Annotated in this window: 21 protein-coding genes; 1 reads left to right on the plus strand and 20 read right to left on the minus strand. The window is 38.2% G+C overall.

Annotation, left to right across the window (positions count from 1 at the left end; genetic code table 11):
• Window positions 1-156: 156 nt before the first annotated feature.
• The 3 genes from ACIQXV_RS02645 to ACIQXV_RS02655 form a co-directional block, all read right to left on the minus strand.
• Window positions 157-522 (minus strand): SCP2 sterol-binding domain-containing protein, encoded by a 366-nt coding sequence (locus tag ACIQXV_RS02645; RefSeq protein ID WP_402955665.1) that lies wholly within the window; start codon window positions 520-522, stop codon window positions 157-159.
• 144 nt (window positions 523-666) lie between these two features.
• Window positions 667-1,683 carry a 4Fe-4S binding protein gene (locus ACIQXV_RS02650; RefSeq protein ID WP_402955668.1) on the minus strand — a complete coding sequence of 339 codons (1,017 nt, stop codon included), beginning with the start codon at window positions 1,681-1,683 and terminating at the stop codon, window positions 667-669.
• Window positions 1,684-1,835: 152 nt separating this feature from the next.
• A complete protein-coding gene (locus ACIQXV_RS02655) occupies window positions 1,836-2,822 on the minus strand; it encodes a Gfo/Idh/MocA family protein (RefSeq protein WP_402955671.1) in 987 nt (328 codons plus the stop codon).
• Window positions 2,823-3,012: 190 nt separating this feature from the next.
• Between ACIQXV_RS02655 and ACIQXV_RS02660 the strand changes: the two genes are divergently transcribed.
• Window positions 3,013-4,668 carry a glutamine--tRNA ligase/YqeY domain fusion protein gene (locus tag ACIQXV_RS02660; RefSeq protein ID WP_402955674.1) on the plus strand — a complete coding sequence of 552 codons (1,656 nt, stop codon included), beginning with the start codon at window positions 3,013-3,015 and terminating at the stop codon, window positions 4,666-4,668.
• 41 nt (window positions 4,669-4,709) lie between these two features.
• On the opposite strand, the gene ACIQXV_RS02665 is transcribed toward ACIQXV_RS02660, so the two are convergent.
• From ACIQXV_RS02665 to ACIQXV_RS02745, 17 genes are all read right to left on the minus strand, one after another.
• Window positions 4,710-5,729: a PAS domain-containing sensor histidine kinase gene (locus ACIQXV_RS02665; protein WP_402955676.1), complete on the minus strand. Its 1,020-nt coding sequence runs from the start codon at window positions 5,727-5,729 to the stop codon at window positions 4,710-4,712.
• Window positions 5,730-5,747: 18 nt separating this feature from the next.
• Window positions 5,748-6,194, minus strand: coding sequence for a GAF domain-containing protein (locus ACIQXV_RS02670; RefSeq protein WP_402955678.1), 447 nt, complete (start codon window positions 6,192-6,194; stop codon window positions 5,748-5,750).
• Between the two features lie 15 nt (window positions 6,195-6,209).
• Window positions 6,210-6,863 carry a response regulator gene (locus ACIQXV_RS02675; RefSeq protein WP_402955680.1) on the minus strand — a complete coding sequence of 218 codons (654 nt, stop codon included), beginning with the start codon at window positions 6,861-6,863 and terminating at the stop codon, window positions 6,210-6,212.
• A gap of 21 nt (window positions 6,864-6,884) precedes the next feature.
• Window positions 6,885-7,535: a sensor histidine kinase gene (locus ACIQXV_RS02680; RefSeq protein WP_402955682.1), complete on the minus strand. Its 651-nt coding sequence runs from the start codon at window positions 7,533-7,535 to the stop codon at window positions 6,885-6,887.
• A gap of 93 nt (window positions 7,536-7,628) precedes the next feature.
• Window positions 7,629-7,901 (minus strand): hypothetical protein, encoded by a 273-nt coding sequence (locus tag ACIQXV_RS02685; protein ID WP_402955684.1) that lies wholly within the window; start codon window positions 7,899-7,901, stop codon window positions 7,629-7,631.
• Window positions 7,888-8,199 carry a hypothetical protein gene (locus ACIQXV_RS02690; RefSeq protein WP_402955686.1) on the minus strand — a complete coding sequence of 104 codons (312 nt, stop codon included), beginning with the start codon at window positions 8,197-8,199 and terminating at the stop codon, window positions 7,888-7,890. Before ACIQXV_RS02690 ends, ACIQXV_RS02685 begins: the two co-directional genes overlap by 14 nt.
• Complete coding sequence (locus tag ACIQXV_RS02695; protein WP_402955688.1) at window positions 8,192-8,383, minus strand: hypothetical protein; 192 nt, start codon at window positions 8,381-8,383, stop codon at window positions 8,192-8,194. Before ACIQXV_RS02695 ends, ACIQXV_RS02690 begins: the two co-directional genes overlap by 8 nt.
• Window positions 8,373-8,897 (minus strand): Rieske (2Fe-2S) protein, encoded by a 525-nt coding sequence (locus tag ACIQXV_RS02700; protein WP_402955690.1) that lies wholly within the window; start codon window positions 8,895-8,897, stop codon window positions 8,373-8,375. The genes ACIQXV_RS02695 and ACIQXV_RS02700 overlap by 11 nt, the downstream gene beginning before the upstream one ends.
• Window positions 8,898-8,908: 11 nt before the next feature.
• Window positions 8,909-9,469: a 4Fe-4S dicluster domain-containing protein gene (locus ACIQXV_RS02705; protein ID WP_402955692.1), complete on the minus strand. Its 561-nt coding sequence runs from the start codon at window positions 9,467-9,469 to the stop codon at window positions 8,909-8,911.
• The gene (locus tag ACIQXV_RS02710; RefSeq protein ID WP_402955694.1) at window positions 9,470-11,638 is read right to left on the minus strand and encodes a molybdopterin oxidoreductase family protein; all 2,169 of its coding nucleotides are present in this window, start codon (window positions 11,636-11,638) and stop codon (window positions 9,470-9,472) included.
• Window positions 11,625-12,707, minus strand: a complete 1,083-nt coding sequence (locus tag ACIQXV_RS02715; protein ID WP_402955696.1) for a hypothetical protein — start codon at window positions 12,705-12,707, stop codon at window positions 11,625-11,627. The genes ACIQXV_RS02710 and ACIQXV_RS02715 overlap by 14 nt, the downstream gene beginning before the upstream one ends.
• Window positions 12,708-12,854: 147 nt before the next feature.
• Entirely contained in the window at window positions 12,855-14,030 is a 1,176-nt protein-coding gene (locus tag ACIQXV_RS02720) for a hypothetical protein (protein ID WP_402955698.1), read from the minus strand.
• Window positions 14,031-14,170: 140 nt separating this feature from the next.
• Window positions 14,171-15,334, minus strand: coding sequence for an HD-GYP domain-containing protein (locus ACIQXV_RS02725; RefSeq protein WP_402955701.1), 1,164 nt, complete (start codon window positions 15,332-15,334; stop codon window positions 14,171-14,173).
• 183 nt (window positions 15,335-15,517) lie between these two features.
• Window positions 15,518-16,759: an ATP-binding protein gene (locus ACIQXV_RS02730; RefSeq protein ID WP_402955704.1), complete on the minus strand. Its 1,242-nt coding sequence runs from the start codon at window positions 16,757-16,759 to the stop codon at window positions 15,518-15,520.
• 584 nt (window positions 16,760-17,343) lie between these two features.
• A complete protein-coding gene (locus ACIQXV_RS02735) occupies window positions 17,344-18,168 on the minus strand; it encodes a C39 family peptidase (RefSeq protein ID WP_402955707.1) in 825 nt (274 codons plus the stop codon).
• A gap of 187 nt (window positions 18,169-18,355) precedes the next feature.
• A complete protein-coding gene (locus tag ACIQXV_RS02740; protein ID WP_402955709.1) occupies window positions 18,356-18,802 on the minus strand; it encodes a threonine/serine exporter family protein in 447 nt (148 codons plus the stop codon).
• Window positions 18,803-18,820: 18 nt separating this feature from the next.
• Window positions 18,821-19,582, minus strand: coding sequence for a threonine/serine exporter family protein (locus ACIQXV_RS02745; RefSeq protein ID WP_402955712.1), 762 nt, complete (start codon window positions 19,580-19,582; stop codon window positions 18,821-18,823).
• Window positions 19,583-19,687 lie beyond the last annotated feature (105 nt).

Genomic DNA, 19,687 nt, shown 5'->3' on the forward strand with positions numbered 1-19,687 from the left:
TTACACAATTGTCAATCAGTATTTTACAAAAATATTATTCTATATCACTAAAGTACTAGAAAGGGCGATTCTTCTTATATCTTTTGACCCAATAAAAATAGCACACATTGTCTAGTGTGCTATTTTTATTATTCTATTATATTTGGTAAAAATCGCCTAAAACGGTTCCCTAATATTGTATTTTCTTAGTATGGTTTCGATTTTCATACCCTTACCAATGTCGCCTTTTGCCTTAACCTTTCCGGTCAACAATGCCACAGCGCCACTCTGTTTTCCCAATAGGAATTTTTTAAAGTTATCATAGGATAATGCCATGGTCACTGTAGGAGCGGCTTCTATTCCTTCTTTAATCGTGAGATTTCCATCATGAAAAAAATGTTGGTATGTACCTTCCGCCTCACCGTGAATGTCGTACTGTACAATTGCTTCAAACCCTTGAATGGGTCCTGGATTTGCATTGAAGATTTCCTCAATTCTATTCATTAGCTCCGGTAAAGAATACTCATCAACTTTTTTAGCCACGTGTTTTTCCTCCTCAAAAAGTAAAAATAGTAAAATATTCCCTATAGTACTATAATACTAATTTGTGTCCATTCCTACAATAACTAATTTTGAACTTTTGCAAATATTTCTACAGTCATTAAGAGTTTGCAAATGGATTTTTGTCTAATGCCCTATATACCGTGCCTCTGGAATCAATTCTTTCCATTCTTGATAGGAAATGATCGTATCCCAGTGGCCTGTCATTTTTGCGATCCCGATGACGATGAAAAACAGAACAAAGAAGGTAACAGGAACGAACCATTTATTGACCTTTTTATTGGCAACTGTCATATTCAAGGTATCCTTCACCGGGCAGGCTTCGACACACGACATGCATGCTGAACAATTAAGCGAATTTACTTTTTCCACCTTATGAACTTGTAATCTTTGCGGACAAACCTTTGTACACATTTCGCAGTTTGTGCAGGTATCTTCATTTCGCTGGATTTTGGTAATTCTAAAGATGGAACCGAGACCAATCAAGGCACCGTACGGGCAAAGGAACCTGCACCAAAAGTTTCTAAAAAATAACGATAGGATAAAGATGACAATAATAAATTTCAAGGTAAAGCCGCCAATGTTAAGGAAAAGCAATAACATTTTTACATCGGAAACTTTATTATAGGGATCCACTAGAAAGCTTTTTGCGCTAAATGTATCCATTTGAATTACCATAGCTATAAAGAATAATAGTAAGACATATTTTATTGGCGTTAAAAACCAGACAAGCCACTGAGGTATGTCAAAGTTCTTTTTAAATATTTTCCTGCCAAGCCAGGCAATCAATTCATTCGCTGTTCCAACGGGGCAAATCCAGCTGCAGAATGATTTACGAAGAAGGATGCCTGCCCCAACAAAAAATGCGAGCAGCACGAGTCCTGCAGGGTGAATCACATCAAACTCACCACTCGTCAGCCAAACCTTCAGCGCCACCAAAGCACTGATTGGCAAAAATCCTTCCACCGCAGATGGCCTTTCGGTAAAAGGCGTCTTTCCAAACGTTTCAAAATGCTGATAAAACTGATAAAACTGCAGACCTACATATAATAAAAACAACAGAAACACTGCCTGAACGGTATATCTTGTGATTTGTATTGGCTTTCGTTTCAACTGTTTTTTATACCAAGCTTTTGACTTCATACCGTTTCCTCCATTTCTTTCGTTACCTTAACTATAAATAACGTAAAAAACAGGGTATGTGATATAAATCATCGAGAAGATTCATTTCATAAAGATGTCACATAAGCAACTTAAATCTGTCAAAAATTTTTTTTATTATTGTAAAATCTTTTCTATTTCTCTGAGTCAAAAATAATGTTATTTTGCTTCCTTGCCTCTTCTGTAATGCGAAGGACGATTTCACTCCATTTTTTTAGCTGTTTATACTCGTCATTATTTTTCGTTTCAATGATTTTAGCCATATTCATACACTCGTACACCATGTTTTGTTCTTCTTGAGTGGTACTCAATATTTTACTTTCCTTAGTATGGCTATCAATGAATTTAATTTCCGAAATTGGCGCAGCGTCTTCAAGGACAAAGGTTCCACCCTCCCCGTGAATTTCGCATGGGAGAACGGAGTGAGATATTTTTGAACATAGAATCGTACAAACAAAATCTTCATAATCCAGCAACAGCGTTCCGCTTCCATCGACACCGCTTCTTAACACCACCGGATGATAGGAAACCTTGTTCGGCTCCCCAAACAATCCAACCGCTAAATACAGTGGATAAACACCTAAATCAACGAGCGCTCCGCCTGAGTATTTGGCAGAGAAGATATTAGGCTCCTCCCCTTGTAAAAATAAATCATACCTTGATGAATATTGAATGTACGGCAGCATAGCGCTTCTAAGCTTTCCCGCCATTTGCAGCTTATTCTTTAAAATATGGAAATTGGGCGTATGGATATTTCGAATCGCCTCGAATAAGTAAACACCATTCTCCTCTGCCGTCCGGTAAGCTTCTCGTAATTCAGCTGTATTTGAAAAAATCGGCTTTTCACAGATGACATGTTTTTTATTTTTCAAAAAGGCTATGGTTTGTTCAAAATGGACAGAGTTGGGAGAGGCAATATAAACTGCCTGAATCTCTTCGCATTTTGCCATTTCATTCAAATCCGAATAATAATGTAGTACGTTATATTGATTGGCAAGTTGTTTCGCCTTTTCCTCTGTCCGCGAATAAACCCCCGCTAAATGCAGCTGTTGGCTAAGACTTGCAGCCTTGATAAAGGATTCGGTAATCCACCCTGTTCCCACTGTAGCAAAGTTAATCATTTCACTACCTCTTTCTTTTATTACTTTCAAGATACCATTTTAGCCTTTTTATTCCTCACTTACCAATGATTAAATTGAAAATTTTTCATATTACGCCTGTTTTGTTCATGATTTGTTGGGAACAATGGAAAAATATCAGTTTTTATGTTATTTATAAGTAATAGAGATTTGTGAAAAGAGGTTGAACAGGGTGGACAATCAAACATCAAATTTTATTAAAGATATTATGATAAAAGATTTGGAATCAGGAAAGCACCAAGAAATCGTAACTCGCTTCCCACCGGAGCCAAACGGTTATTTACATATTGGACATGCAAAATCGATTATTATCAATTTTGGCTTAGCAGATGATTTTAATGGAAAAACCAATTTACGCTTTGACGATACCAACCCGTTAAAGGAAGATATCGAATATGTAAATTCGATCAAAGAAGATGTAAAATGGCTTGGTTTCGAGTGGGATAACTTATTATTTGCCTCCAATTATTTTGAGGAGATGTATAACAAGGCTGTTCTATTAATTAAAAAAGGTCTGGCATATGTAGACGACTTATCAGCTGACGAAATCCGTGAATACCGCGGCACGCTTACAGAGCCTGGGAAGAATAGCCCATACCGCGATCGAACCATTGAGGAAAACCTTGATTTATTTGCCCGAATGCGGAAAGGTGAATTCGCCAACGGTCAAAAGGTCTTGCGGGCAAAAATTGATATGGCCTCACCAAATATCAATTTACGTGACCCCGTCCTCTACCGAATCTCCCATGCTACACATCATAATACGGGAGATAAATGGTGCATTTATCCGATGTATGCTTTTGCCCATCCTCTTGAGGATGCGATTGAAGGGGTCACTCATTCGATTTGTACGATTGAATTTGAGGATCAGCGTCCCCTTTATAATTGGGTTGTGGAACAAACTGAAATGGAGAACACACCACAGCAAATCGAATTTGGCCGCTTAAACGTGTCCAATACCGTTATGAGCAAACGGAAGCTTAAGCAGTTGGTAGATGAAGGATATGTTGATGGCTGGGATGACCCAAGGATGCCTACAATTTCCGGGATGAGAAGAAAAGGGTTTACTCCTGAATCAATTCGGGCCTTTGTTAGTGAAACAGCAATTACGAAAAACAACAGTACCGTTGATTCGCAAATGCTCGAACACTTTGTCCGTGAAGATTTGAAATTAAAAGCTCCTCGAACGATGGGTGTGATTAACCCATTAAAGGTTGTCATCACAAATTATCCGGAAGGCCAAATTGAACTATTAGATGCCGAAATTAATCCGGAAAATCCGGAAATGGGCATGCGGAAAATTCCATTTTCCCGTGAAATTTATATCGAAAAAGATGATTTCATGGAAGAACCACCAAAAAAATATTTCCGCTTGTTCCCAGGCAATGAGGTTCGCCTAAAGAATGCGTATTTCATTAAATGTGAAGATTTCATTAAGGATGCAAACGGCGAAGTAGTGGAGCTGCACTGCACATATGATCCGGAAACAAAAAGCGGTACTGGTTTTACCGGCAGAAAAGTGAAAGGAACGATTCATTGGGTAGAAGCAACCCATTCAGTTCCTGCTGAATTCCGCTTATACGAACCGTTAATTTTGGACGAAACAGAAGAGGATAGTGATGAGGGGAAAACTTTCCTTGACTATGTAAATCCTAACTCATTAGAAGTGCTGCAGGGCTTTGTGGAACCAAACATGCGTGAGAGCAGACCACAGGAAAAATTCCAATTCTTCCGACACGGCTACTTTAATGTCGATCCAAAAGACACAACAGTCGATAAGCTTGTATTCAATCGAATTGTTAGTTTAAAGAGCTCCTTTAAACTATAGAAAAAGGGTGTCAGGCACCAATATGGTGCCTGACACCCTTTTTAATTTTTATACGGTATTGGTATTTCTAATATTATCTTTGTGCCTTTTCCTGGTGAGGCGGAAATCGAAAGTTCGCCTCCGACTGATCGTGCCCGTTCATCCATACTGAAAATCCCAACACCAGGAGAATGATTTTTCATGTCGAACCCCTTCCCATGATCTTCCACCAGAACTCTGACTACATCGTCTATCTCCCTTACCATGACCATTGCCTCTGAAACATTCGCATATTTTCGGATATTCGTTAACGCTTCCTGTATAATCCGATAAATCGTCAGTTCAATACTGATATCAAGGCGGCGGTTTAATACGCAATCAAAATAAACATCAATATGGTAGTTGTCTGAATAGCGGGATAAATAAGAACGGATGGCCGGTACTAAACCAAGGTCATCTAAAACTGATGGACGCAGCTCCCAGGATATTTCGCGGATTTCTTCAATTAATTGTGTCGCTTCTTTTTGCATCTGCTCTAGTAATGGATGCTCCATTTCAGAAAGTAGCCGATTGATGGTTATGAGGTGACTATAAAGATTCTGACCGATTCCATCATGTAAATTTCGGGACAAGCGCTTTCGTTCCTCTTCTTGCACATCAATGATGGTCGTCATCATCTTTTGTAATTCTTGCTCAACAAGTTTTTTTTCTGTAATTTCATAGCGAATCGCTAAATATTGATAGGGCTTCCCCTTTTCGGTTAAGAATGGAACGATTGTTGTATCAACCCAATAAAAAGTTCCATCCTTTGCCAGATTGCAAATTTCACCTTTCCAAACGTTTCCGCTACCAATTGTTCGCCACATCTCTTTAAAAAAATTTTTAGAATGGTGACCGGAATTGATAATCCGATGGTCCCGTCCCAATAGTTCTTCCCGTGAATATTTGGAGATATGACAAAATTGATCGTTCACATATGTAATTATGCCCCGTGAATCAGTGATGGCGACAATCGATGATGCATCAAGGGCAAATTTATAATCTATCAGTTCGTTTTTTGTTTGCTGAATTTCTCTATCCATAATACATCCCCCGCAACATTATAAATGCTCTTTTACTATTTGTTCCAAGGATAACGCAGCTTCCTTTACCAGTTCCTGTTCCTCCTCGGTAAAAGAATATTTCACCCTTTTTCCTACGAGCAATACCCCTTTAGGAACAGTATTGAAAAATAAAGGAACCGCATATGAGGACACAAGTTTTTCAGCAAGTGCGATTGGATAATCGGTCACTTTTCCCAAAATATCCTGCGGAAAGTTTGTCATCATCATCGGACCTCCACTTGAGATAACTTTCCCAGCAATACCTTTCCCGAAACGGACCGTTATTCTTTGGTACTTATCATTTAAATTGCCAGTTGCATAAAGCCATCTGACATCAGGGCCAGATTCATTTTGGAATGCAAGAGCGACAAAATCGCTCTTCACCACAGTCATTAACTTGTGACACACTTCGGTAACTGCTTCAAGTTCCTTAATCTCTTTCATCCCACGTAAATCCCCTTAAATCCCATAACCTAACAACCCTTTTTTAACGGCATATTCCACTAATTCGGGCCGGGTTTTCATTTGTAGTTTTTCCATCAAATTGCCTTTATGGGTTTCAACTGTTTTCACACTAATGATTAGCTGCTCCGCTATTTCCTTATTAGAATAACCCTTAGCTATTAGTGTTAGAACTTCTTTTTCGCGATCAGATAAGAGATTGTACGTATCACTGCCATCTTGTTTGAGGCTGCCCAAATATTCTTCCATTAACCGCTTCTGTGCTGAGGGATGAAGATAGGCATCACCTGCTGCCACGGACTCGATGGCCGACATTAATTCATCGTGGGGTGCACTTTTTAGAATACAGCCAGATGCTCCACCTTGAATTGCACGGAATAAGTATTCCTCATCATCGTGCATGGTTAAAATCAAAATATTGATTTCTGGTTTTAATTTTTTCAATTCTGTCGTTGCCGACAATCCATCTTTTCCATGCGGCATACTTAAGTCCATAACCACAACATCTGGCTCGAGCCTTAAAGCTTTCTTTATTCCTTCATTTCCTTCTGAGGCTTCACCGACTACTTCCATTTCAGGAATCGTATTCAACAGCATTTTTAATCCGCTTCTAACAACAGCATGATCATCAACCAAAAGGATTTTTATCAATTTTTAACTCTCCTTTAATTTCTAAAACGGTAGATATAGTTCAATAGATGTACCTTCCCCTATTTTAGATGATATGGTGCATTGCCCGCCAGTTAGAAGCATTCTTTCTTTCATTGCCGCAATACCGGATGAATGATATTGATCATTATGTTCTTCTAGTTGAAATCCTTGACCGAAATCATGGATCGTAATTTTCAATTCAGCTTTGTTCCAGAAAAAATTCATTTTCACATTTGATGTGTCAGCATATTTCGCAATATTCGCAAGGGCTTCCTGGCAAACACGGAAAACAGCGATCCTGTTACGCTCTGGTATTAATTTTTCCTCACCTGTCGATTCTAAATCAACCAGAATGCCAAATGTCGAAGTATATAACCTAATATAGCTTTTCATTGCCGGAAGTAAACCAAGGTTTGTTAATGCAGGCGGATACAATTCAACAGAAAGCAGCCTGATTTCCTGAATGGTCTTTTCAATAAGCGATTCCATTTCACGCACATAATTTTTCATATTTGGCTCTTTTGTTGTTGATTCTACAAACTGCAAGCCTGTTAAAATACTGTACAGGTTTTGGCCGACACCTTCGTGAAGTTCCAATGCAATCCGTTTAATTTCTTCTTCCTGGGATTGAATAATATAAGAGCTGATCTGCTTAGTGTGCAAATGATCCATTTTACATCCACCTTCCTTCTAAAAAAAAAGGCAGGTTCTTAATTAAAAGACCTGAACCTTTTTTATTATTGTCTAGCTTCTGCGCCTAGGGGCTTACGCTTTCCTTATAGTATAAGTTAATCCACTTTCAGGGTCTGATGCAGACCATTGTTTTTCAGTCTTAGTTACACGACTTGCACGAGGCACTGCGAGAAAATAAAAATCATCAAAATAAAAACGAATGTGGGTGTTGTCAGGACAAAGCTGGACTTTTTTTACTGTTTTCATCACGGCTGGCGCCTGATCGCCTCCCTCTTCATCATGAATGATAATTTCCACCGGTACACCAATAAAACGCTTTACATCTTCTACTTTAATGAGTTCCACAGCTGTTACATCCTCTCTTGGCAGGATAGATGAACAGTTTATATCCCTGCAAATACTCCCAAAACCTCTCTCCGGCATTCTCCTCGATGTACTGAATCGTTTCTTCTTCTGAACCCCAGTCGCTCATTCCCTTAATTTCAGCCACAACCATCTGGGCGCCATCGATTGTTTTTTCTTCGAGAAACCAATTCAGCCGTTTTTTTGCAAAGGTTTGTTTCAATAATTCATCAATTTCCGCTGCAAAACCGCCTGATTCTGGCCGTACAAAACAAAAATCAATATAGGTCTCACTAGTCATTAACATTCACACCTTTTTTATAAATAAGGAAGGCCGTCGGAAATAAGATAACGTTGATGACAGCAGCAATGATTGTGTTTGTATAATTTTCATAAAAGTATTGATGAACCATATATTGCGTAAAAATAATGTTTAACATTAACACAGCAAGAAGGAGCGCGACAGGTACATAACTAAACTTCATAACGTTTCACCCCCACGGCATACACAGCACCGTTTTCAACCTTAACGTGGATTTCCGGAAGCGGGCGTCTTGGTGGACCTGCTGTAGGTGCACCCGTTTCAACATCGAATTTCCCGTGATGGCATGGGCAAAGCATTTCTTGCTCATCCTTTTTCCAAAAAACCGGGCAGCGAAGATGGGTACAAGCATTTTGATAGGCCACGTATTTATTTTCAGAAAGCCGAATTAGAATGGCACTGTCATGCTCTCCTGGGAAGGCAAAATCCACGGCATCACCGATTGGCAATGCGCTAACATCAGTAATTTTATGTTTCGGATATTTTTTATCCCCAAGTCCGTTTAATTCTTTTGCCGCCAGTACTCCCCATGGAAGGGAGGACACTGCGAAAACTCCCGCAGCACCAACCAAGGTTTTCATGAACCCGCGGCGGTCTAGCTTTCTTTCATTATTGCGATTGATATTATGTGTATAGTTATCTTCATTGAACGGGATTTTATTATTTTTATCTGTCATGTTAATCCCTCCTAAAACAATTTCGTGACGCCCTGCAGGATACCAGGGAGATTCACTTTAACGTTAGTTTCGCCTTCTAAGTAAGACATGCTTGTTACCCATTTACCATTATCTAAATTAAATTGCTTTTGTTTCGCTTCTATTTCTTCATCCGTTAACCATTGCAATGTATTCGATGGACATACGCTCGCACACATTGGCGGGATGCCATCCTTTGTACGGTCGATACAAAGATCACACTTATACATTAGATTCTGCTCTGTATCAAACTTCGGTATACCATACGGGCAAGCGATCGTACAGTTTTGGCAGCCAATGCACTTTTCCACAAGCGCTGAAAGCACAGCACCTGTTTCGTGAATTTGGATTGCCTGAGCCGGACAGCTTCGTGCACAAGCCGGATTCACACAGTGAAGGCACATGAGAGGCATCGTTTGACGGTTAACAAGCGGGTTCACATCGTAAACATAGTTACGGTTACGCTCCTCATGCCCTCCGCACTGTGTACAAGCCGCTAAACAAGAGCGGCATCCTATACAGTTTTCAAGTTCTAAATAAAGCCTCTTTTTCATTTACTGCACCTTCTTTATTTTCAGTTTTTCTATCTGAGCGGCACATGCTTTGAATTCCGGCATCCGTGACATTGGATCAAGTGCGGCAATCGTTAAGAGATTAATAGATTTGTCGTGACCAAAGTGGTATGGAACAAAGACTGTATCTTTTCTTATGGCTTCTGTAATTTTCACTTTATATTCTGCTTCGCCTCGACGTGTAAATAGGCGCACATATTCTTCATGCTCAATGTTATATTTTGCCGCTGTTTCCGGATGAACTTCAACATAGGGTTCAGGGCACATATCGCGTAAAAATTGAATTCGGCGAGTTTGGTTCCCTGATAAATAGTGATAAACGACACGTCCAGTTGTTAAGCGCAATGGATATTCTGCATCAGGCTCTTCTGCTGGCGGACGGTACGGAAGGGCACAAATTTTTGCCTTTCCATCTGGATGATAGAATTTTTTGTCTAAAAACATATGCGGTGTTCCTTCGTCGTTTTCATCTTTACAAGGCCAGAACACGCCGTCTTGCTTGTCGATTTTATCCCATGTTGCACCATAATAATCAGCATAACCGCCCTTTGATGCTAAACGGAACTCATCAGCAACATCTCTTGCTGTTTTTAAATGAGAGAAATACTTTCCTCTTCCAAGGTATTCTGCAAGCTCTGCTTGAATCTGCCAATCAGGCTTTGATTCGCCAAGCGGCTCTTGGGCTTTATTTATTTTAATAATCCGTCCTTCTAGGTTTGTAACTGTACCTTCATCTTCTGACCACGTAACTGTTGGAAGTACGACATCAGCAAATTCCGCTGATTCGGAAAGGTAAAAGTCGGCACAAACCATGAAGTCTAAACCTTTCATTGCTTTACGGACAAAGTTTAAGTTTGGTGCTGATACGGCTGGATTGGAACAAAGAAGATACATAGCTCGAATCGTTTTTTGTTCCATCAATTCAAACATTTCATATGCTGAAACACCTGGATGTGGCATTTCCTCTGGTGTAATACCCCAAACCTGACATACTTCTTCAACATGTTTTGGATTGGTAATTTTCCGGTAGCCTGGTAGTAAATCTGACTTCTGACCATGTTCACGGCCGCCTTGACCGTTTCCTTGACCAGTAAAAGTGGCAACCCCTGATTTTGGACGGCCGATTTTTCCAGTTACTAACGCCATGTTTGTATAAGCAGATACGTTGTCGACCCCTTTATGCTGTTGCTCGATTCCGCGGGCAAACATCACGACGGCATTTGGTGCTTTTCCGTATATTTCAGCGGCACGAATGATTTTTTCAGGTGCAACACCAGTAATTTCACTTGTATATTCTGGTGTGAATTCTTTCACTAATTCTTTAGTTTCTTCAAAACCATTTGTATGGTTGTTTACGAATTCTTCATCGGCATAGCCGTTTTGAATTAATAGATTTAAAATTCCATTTGCAAGAGCTAGGTCTGTTCCTGGTCTTAAATCTAAATGAACATCCGCTCTTCTGGCAATCGGGGTTTCACGAGGATCGGCAACAATTAAGTATCCGCCTCTTTCCTGTACTGCCCAAACGCGGAACATCGAAGTTGGATGGCACTCGGCAGTGTTGCTTCCAGCAATGAATAAACAATCTGTTTCATGAAGATCTGTCCATGGTAATGTCGAACCACGGTCAACTCCGAAAGAACGAAGGAAGCCACCAGCCGCACTCGACATACAGAAACGGCCATTATAGTCGATGTAGCGTGTTTGCATTGCTACCCGCGCAAATTTACCTGTTAAATAGCACTTTTCATTTGTCATCGATACACCACTGAAAACAGACAATGTATCTTTTCCGTACTTCCCTTGAAGCTCAGAAAATTTCTTCGCGATTAATTCATAAGCTTCTTCCCATGTTGCTTCACGGAAGCCCTCTTTTGTTCCTTTAAGTGAGGCATCATCACGAATTAGTGGTTTTAATAAGCGATCATCATGGTTCGTTTGCTGGTAAGCGGTAACCCCTTTTGGACACATTTTTCCGACGGTAACCGGCCAGTCATAACGAGGCTCAACCCCGATAATTTTGTTTGTCTTTGTATTAACACGTAAATTCATCCCACATTGCATCCCGCAATAGCTGCAGTGTGTTTTTACGAGAGTTTCATTTGGATGACGCACATTTTCGATTTCTTTAAAAAACTTATCCCTTTGCATTCTGGTTTGCCTCCTTGACTTTCACTTGATGCGTCGCGAATCCTGAGAATCTTGAAATCCGGTATTTCCTGCGGCATGGCAGGCATAATTCAGCAAGATTAAAGCCATCTTGCATATTAAAATCTATCTCATTTACACCTAATACTTGAATGACATCATTTGATTGCTCCACAGATACGAAATGTTCACCGCATACCTTACATTCTTTCATATGTTGTTCCCCATAATGTTCACGGTAATTTCTTGCAAAAACACTCATTGGACGGAAAGGAATGTGCGCAAGCTTTCCGAATGGTAAATAGATTAACGTCACAATGACGGAAAATTGGTGGATCAGTGACATCTGCGGTTGCATCCAGCCATGTAACACAACGTTTTGGAACGTTAATAAAAGTCCAGTAATCGAAATGAACAGTAACAGGTAAAGTGGTAAGAAGTCATACATGAATTTTTGCTCTGATCTGGCCTGCATATTTTTCAAACGGCGGTAAAGCGCCATGCAAACGCCTGCCGTAACCATAATTGCGGCGATGTTAAGGGCATTGTAGGAAAACCAGGCGATAATGCCATCAGCTTTTACATGCATGACATTCATTCCAAATAACACGATTGTATAGTAACCATTGTCTTCCATCGTAAAATACATCCAGCTGAACACGAGTGGGAACGTGACTAAGCAAGCAAGTACACAGCCCCAGCCGATTAAGATATGCTGTACCCAGCGGTAAATTCCACGATTGCGAATGAAATCGTAAATCGCTAAATGATTTACAGCTGTTTTAGGAGTGCTTTTTCTAAAAAGCAGCTTTAATCCTTTTTTGATAAAAATTTTGGTTGGCGGTCTTTCGCCCCAGGCGATAAATCGGTAGAAAAATCCTCCGATAAACACAATGGTTCCAACCATATATCCATAAAGATTCAAATCGACATGTGTGAACATTCTTGTTCCGATAAAAGTTAAGATCAGTAGTCCGACAACTGTTAGAAACATTGATTTCGCAAAATGGGATGCAAATGCATCATTGACAGAGCTTCCCGGTTTTTTAGTTGTTGAAGTATTCGCCTGCATTTCATGCTCCTCCTTATAAAAAAAACACTTCCGTTTTCTTACCTTTATTGTAAGAAAAACCGAAGTGTTATCTTAATAGGGGAACTCCCCCATCCTCGGGGGAAAAAACCCCTAGAAAAATTATTTTAGACAAATCCCTGTCACAAATTAAGTTTTGAGGTATTTTTTACGCCAGGAATTCAACAGCAACAGTAGGAAGATGCCGACCTGCAATGAGAAAACCACAGCATCCCAGAAAACAAGGCTTGTTGGTGATTTAAAATATCCTGGTAGCAGCAGTTTTGCAGCATGGATTATTTCCGGAATATAAAATTTTGCATATAAGAAAATAGTTAATACCACCCCAACAAAACAGAAAATGGCATAATAGAAAATCGTCTTTCTTTCGCTTGCAAATTCGACTTCATCCTTAGACGGATCTTTAAGAAACGGGAACCATTTGCGAATTGTCTGATTAGCATTTTCCATCAAATTATAACAGCCTGAGATATTTTCAAAGACAAAATAGAGATCCGTTTTCATATAAAAGCAGCATTGGAAAGCTACTCGCATAAATATATCAAAAACAGCAAGTGTCGATAATCCCAAGATAAATCCATTTGGAATAACTAATTGACAAATTAGAAAAATGAAAAGGATTACCGTATCGAAACAAAGGCCTGCTAAAAATAACACATTCCGATCTTTAGGCGATAGTTTCCAAATCGATGACATATCCGTTTCAAAGACAACAAAAAATAAACGATGACCAATCTCTAATTTTGTTGGCAAATTATAAGCTCTCATTGCCAAAATATGCCCAAACTCGTGGATTAGCACAAGTAAAAATGTAAACGTCATCCATAAAATCACATTTAGTACCATAATATCAAAAACAAATATATCTTCATGGTGAGGAAATAAGGAAGGATTGATAATGAAAAGGACGATATTTGCTGCGAATAAAGTTATATATATAGGATATGAAAACTTATTAAAGAAAAATTTTCCTAACTTTGGAGAAATCGATAAAAAGCCTAAGGTTTCCTCTGGCCGAAATTGTTTTTCAACCTTGACACCCTCAATTTCATCAATCAAATTCAACTCAAGAAGCTGTTCAGCAAAATCTAGAAGATCAACTTCATCCATAGGATATTTCCCCTTAAGTCTTCTCTCAATCTCACCTAAATGCTCACCTTGATTCATTAAATTGATTGCTTCAATACAAACCTCTGGCATTTCATAAAACTCACCTGAAGCTTTATCTTCAATAATATAGTGTTTTTTATCTTTGCGAATATCAACTGGAACCAACATAAGTTGTGAATCGAGTGTAATGTTCATTTTAACACCCTTTATTTTGTTTTTTTAAACATTAAAGAAGGATGCTTAGCAAATTGCTAGCATCCCTATACATTATGGTTTTACTCCTACCCAAGAACACCACCAACAAGTGGTCTTAACCTTTTTTAATTTCCGGATTTTCATAATTCCACCTCCTTAGGAAATTCCCATCCTTTTTTCCATGGATATTTTTCATGAAATTCAACCCAAGCAGGGAATACTTTTTTGAATACCTCCACTAACGTTGGATCAAATTGGGAACCCTTTCCTTCAATAATACGTTGATAGGCCTCTTCAACCGGCATCGCTGCACGATATGATCGTGAAGATGTCATCGCATCAAAAGCATCAGCAACAGAAGCCACTCGAGCAAGCAAAGGAATTTCCTCACCCTTTAATTGATCGGGATATCCTCTTCCATCCCAGCGCTCATGATGGGAACGAATGACGCAAAGACAATCATTTATTCCTTCGACATTCCTAACCGCTTCAGCCCCTACTCCAGGATGTGATTTAATGATTTCAAATTCCTCTTTTGTCAGCTTTCCTGGTTTCATTAATATTTGATCAGGAATATGAACCTTTCCAATATCGTGTAGTAAGCAGGCATAATAAAAGGATTTTTGTTCATCCTTTGATAATATTCCTAATTCTTGGGCTAATAATAAAGCATAGCTAGCAACTCGTTCACTATGCCCCCTTGTATAAGGATCTTTCAACTCTAGTGTCGCAATAACCCCTTTTACTATTCCCTGCAACTGATTATCATATGAAGTGCTAATCGCACGAACATAACCTTGAAAACGAACTAATAAGTAGAATGACATACTAGATAATATAACAATAAAAACACTTGCAATAGCAACTAAAGAGGAGTTCAAAATAACACCAATTAAAACATATTTTGTGGTAATTCCTAAACTAACTGTCCAAAAAAATCTTTTATCAAGGAAAAGAGGTAAGGAAAAAATTAAAAATATCTCTACTACATTCCCATTTGTATAGGAATCATTACTTCCTACGTAGGTTAAAATATCAACAATAAAAACGGTTATTAAATAGATGATAACAAACACATATTTTATCCAAGATATCTTTTTTACTTTATTTAAATAAAGCGAAACCGGAATAAGTATCAATAAAACAAAATAGGTAATATACCAAAAATTACTAGGTAAACCACTCTTCTTATCTGTTACAAATGCAGGTAAGAGGTAATAATAAAAAAAGTCATATCCTATAAAAATTATATAGAAAAATAAAAGAAACCATTTAAGAGTTCGCTGTTCTTCATGCGGTATCATATAAACCTCCAAGCGTATCTAACACATACTCATGACAGAATTTACAAATATTCGTTATTTTTTAGTAACCATTTACAAAATCTATCAAAAACAAGTATTCTTCTACATTATATCTCATTGAAAAAGACCTTGGAACACTTTATTTTGCGGATTTTTGTATAATTATAGAACTATTTATTGCTATCAGTTTTTATGTGATATCGGTAATGAAACATTAACCTTTGTTCCTTTTCCAATCTCACTTTCTATTTTTAACTCACCACTGTGATCCTTGATAATCTGGTTGGAAACCATTAAACCCAGACCAGTTCCATCCTTTTTCGTAGTAAAAAATGGTTCTCCTAGATTTAGGATATTTTCATCAGATATACCGTAGCCTTCATCCTGAATGGATACATTCATGTTTTGTCCCTCAATCACTTTAACTAGAACCTGAATCCTTCCCCCTTCAGGCATGGATTCAATGGCATTTTTGATCAAATTAAGAAAGACCTGCTTCAGTTGTTTCTCATCACAATCGAGAGGTGGTAATGGACCAACCATAGTTGTTTCAACAGCCACCCCTTGCCTTTCAGCCTGCTGCTGGGTAATGGATAAGGTATAGGCAATAACTTCTTCAATACCCGCCTTTTCAAATTTCATTTCCTTTGGTATTCCCAGATACATTAGGTCATCAACAATAGAATTGATCCGATCAATTTCTTGGATCATTATCGGATAATATTCATTTCCAACCGGATTTCTTTCCTGCTGTAGTTGAGTAAAACCTTTTAAGGAAGAAAGTGGATTCCGAATTTCATGTCCAATTGCTGTAGCCATTTGACCGACAACCGCTAGCTTCTCTTTCTGGTAAAGTTCTTCATAAACATGGGTTAACGAATTAATATATGAATTAAACCGTGTTAATAAAATATAAGCAATTATGGACAAAATCAATAAAACCAAAGCCGGAAAGAAGGGATAGAAATCATGCAAAACTAACCCAATTATTACATCCTTACTGATCAGCCCTACTGCAACAGTCCAAAAGTATTTTTTATTAACAAAAATCGGACTAAAAAGAATAAACAAGATCTCAACAACATTCCCTGAAGCAAATTGTTCTGTTGTTCCAAGATATCTAACAAGATTATCCACTATATCAATACATAGATAGCTGAATATATAGATGTATTTTATAAGATAAGGATTTCCTTTTTTAAGAAAATAAAATGCAATTAGAAGTAATCCAATGATTGGAAGATACAGCCATCCCCCTAGTCCGTCTCTTTGGTTACCATTAAAATTTTTATGTGAATAGAGTGGCAAAATGTAATAATAGAAAATATCAAAAGAGAAAAATATTACATTAAACAACCACAAAAATAGCTTTATCGCCTTTTTCTCTTCAAATATTAGTTTAGGACTATTGCTGCTTTCTTTCATGCTAAGTAGCTCCCTTGGCCTAGTTCTTTGAACAAATAGTCTGAAAACATTAAATAATTATTTCTCCTACCATCTTACCATCTTTTCGAGAAAAAAATGACATAAAATATGAAAAAACTATGATTTTCGACATATTTCGATCTTTTTTAAAAGAAAAAGTGCTAAGAAAATCCTCTCATAAAAAAACATTGACAAATATCCCAGTATCCTGTAATATTAATATTTGTGCTTCACATTTAAGTAACTTGTAATAGATAAGATAACGCAATGGTAGAATTTTTTTCTGGCATTCTGCTTATGTTTTAAAATAAAAACTTATTCACACTGGATCGGCTTCGGAGCCGTTAGGATGTAAGAGAGGTAGGGCTTACATCGTTTAGGTATAAAACCATCAGGTGGAAGAATAACCGCGGCAAACTTGTTTTTATTAACAATTACAATAAATAATGTTTTTACCTTGCGATGGATTTTAAACAATACAACCCATTCACAAGTTACGATATGGATTCTAATTGAATCAAGAGCTAAGAAGGCAGAGGGAAATCCCTCTGCCTTCGTCCAATTTATTCGCCACTTCGTCATTTTTATTTTTCAATCACAATTGCTTGTTTGCCCATTTGCTCCCATGCCTTAATAAAACTCTCACGGTTCAATTTTTTATTTTTCTCCCCATATGGATCATTTACATAAATATAATTTTCATCGTAGCCGGTAATAGCAACACTATGCTCACTAAAGGTAATATCGATTTTTCCCTGCGGAGTATCCCACTTTTGAAAGACAGAGACTGGGGTGAAGTTAGAGGTTGTAATAATCCAGACAGGTAACCCTTGTCCCACTTTTTTTAGTAAATCTGTAAAGGAACTATTGGTTAGATTAACTGCTCGATTGCCAACATATTTCTGCGCCAATTCCAATACTGGACTATTGTAAACCCCTAATCCTGGACCATTTACCATATCTCCGACAAATCCAGCATTAGGATTTCCTTTTTTCCCATTACTATAGTTTAAAGGGACTGTTTTTATATTTTCAGCCAATTCGTTTTTTGTCACTTTTACCCCGTGATAATTGAGAATCATCGCCAAACTCGTTACCTCACAGCCATTGTAAAGTTTAGGTTTGTCCATTTGATTCAAAAGTGGCACATCGAGCTGCATACGATCTGGAAAAATTGGCTCTGTATTATTTTTTGTAACTTCTCTTAAAGGTTCTACTTCATCTTTAAGAAAGTCTCCATTTGCATTTTGCAGCTTAGCGTCTAATTGAGATCCAATCTCATTTGTCTTAGTATGCACAGTCTCCTTCAATTGAACGACAGTCTGCCAGTTAAACTTTCCTTCTATTATCGTTTTTGCACCAATAAATGATATCAATAGGATAATAATAATAAAAAACATTTTTTTCATAGATATGTATACCATTCCTCGTAAAATAATTTGCAGGTAATAGGCAATTAGACTTATAATATACAACTATATTAACCATACCAAAAGATACCTGATCTATAAAGGAAAAGATTTTCCAACTAAATCATATTCCTTCTATCTTAAATTTTCCTTAAAAAAACCTCTTTTAGAGTTTTACTAAAAGAGGTCATGTTCGTATCTTATTTTGATTAATCTTTCTTATAACTTGATTAATAACTTCTGAAAAGACAAGTCCAAAGGCTATGGAACCTGCCAGCATAAGTACTTTTGCTGCTAAGCCTATTGCGGTATTATAATCATTTTCAACAAAGTTCCGCATCGCATCATAGGCCAAACCACCTGGAACTAACGGAATAATCCCTGCGACGCTAAAAATAATCACAGGTGTTTTATTAAACTTCGCCAATTCTTGACTTATAACGGCAACAAAAATAGTTGCAGCCAGGGTTGCCAAAATCGCATCGTCTAAATAGCCATTGAGAAGATAATAAATCAACCAGCCACCCATTCCAATCAGTCCACATTTCACTAATGTTTCTTTAGGTGCGTTAAAAATGATTCCAAACGCACCGGTTGCAATAAAGCTTGTTATTAACTGGGCAAAAATCGCCACCTGTCATCCACCTCACCTTCATAAAAACGATACTACAACGGCAATTCCTGCACCGATGGCGAAGGCCGTCAGAAATGCTTCCGCTCCTTTAGACAATCCTGAAACCAAATGTCCCGCCATTAAATCTCTGATCGCATTGGTAACTAAAAGGCCTGGTACAAGCGTCATAACCGAGCCAATGATGATTTTATCCAATTGATGGCCGACACCCATTTTTACAAATAAAAAAGAGAGTAACCCAATCACAAAGGATGCCAAAAACTCAGAGAAAAACTTGACTGGGACATAGCGGTGGAAGTGAACAAAGCTATAATAACCCATTCCGCCTGAGATCATTGCCGGGATAAAATCATTCCAGCCACCCTTAAACATAATCATGAAGCAACCGCTAGCTAAAGAAGCAGCCGCTACTTGAATTCGAAAAGGAAACGTGACGTCCAGAGAATCAATTTCCTTTAACTCCTCCCAGGCCTCCTTCAGATTAACATCACCACTACTAATACTTCTAGAAATACTATTCACCAAGGCAACCTTCTTCAGATCTGTGGAACGCTCTAATATTCGGATAAGTTTGGTCCTTGTTGGCCCAGAGCTTTCTGCCGAAAAAATAATACCTGTTGGGGTCACATAGCTATGTGTATTTTCAATACCGAAGGAGGCGGCAATCCGCATCATCGTATCTTCGACACGGTACGTTTCCCCGCCGCTTTGCAGCATAATTTTCCCCGCAAGCAGGCAGACCTCCATCACTTCGGATGTTTTTTCAACTTGTTTTTCCATCTATCACTCACCACATTATCTCTACATTTGTTATCTAGTTTAAATCAAAACAAAGGTACGAAGCAATTCGGAGCATGATTCTTGGACATGAGAACGGTGATTTTT

It is taken from the genome of Neobacillus sp. NPDC097160, from assembly GCF_044762155.1.
Taxonomy (GTDB): domain Bacteria; phylum Bacillota; class Bacilli; order Bacillales; family Cytobacillaceae; genus Neobacillus.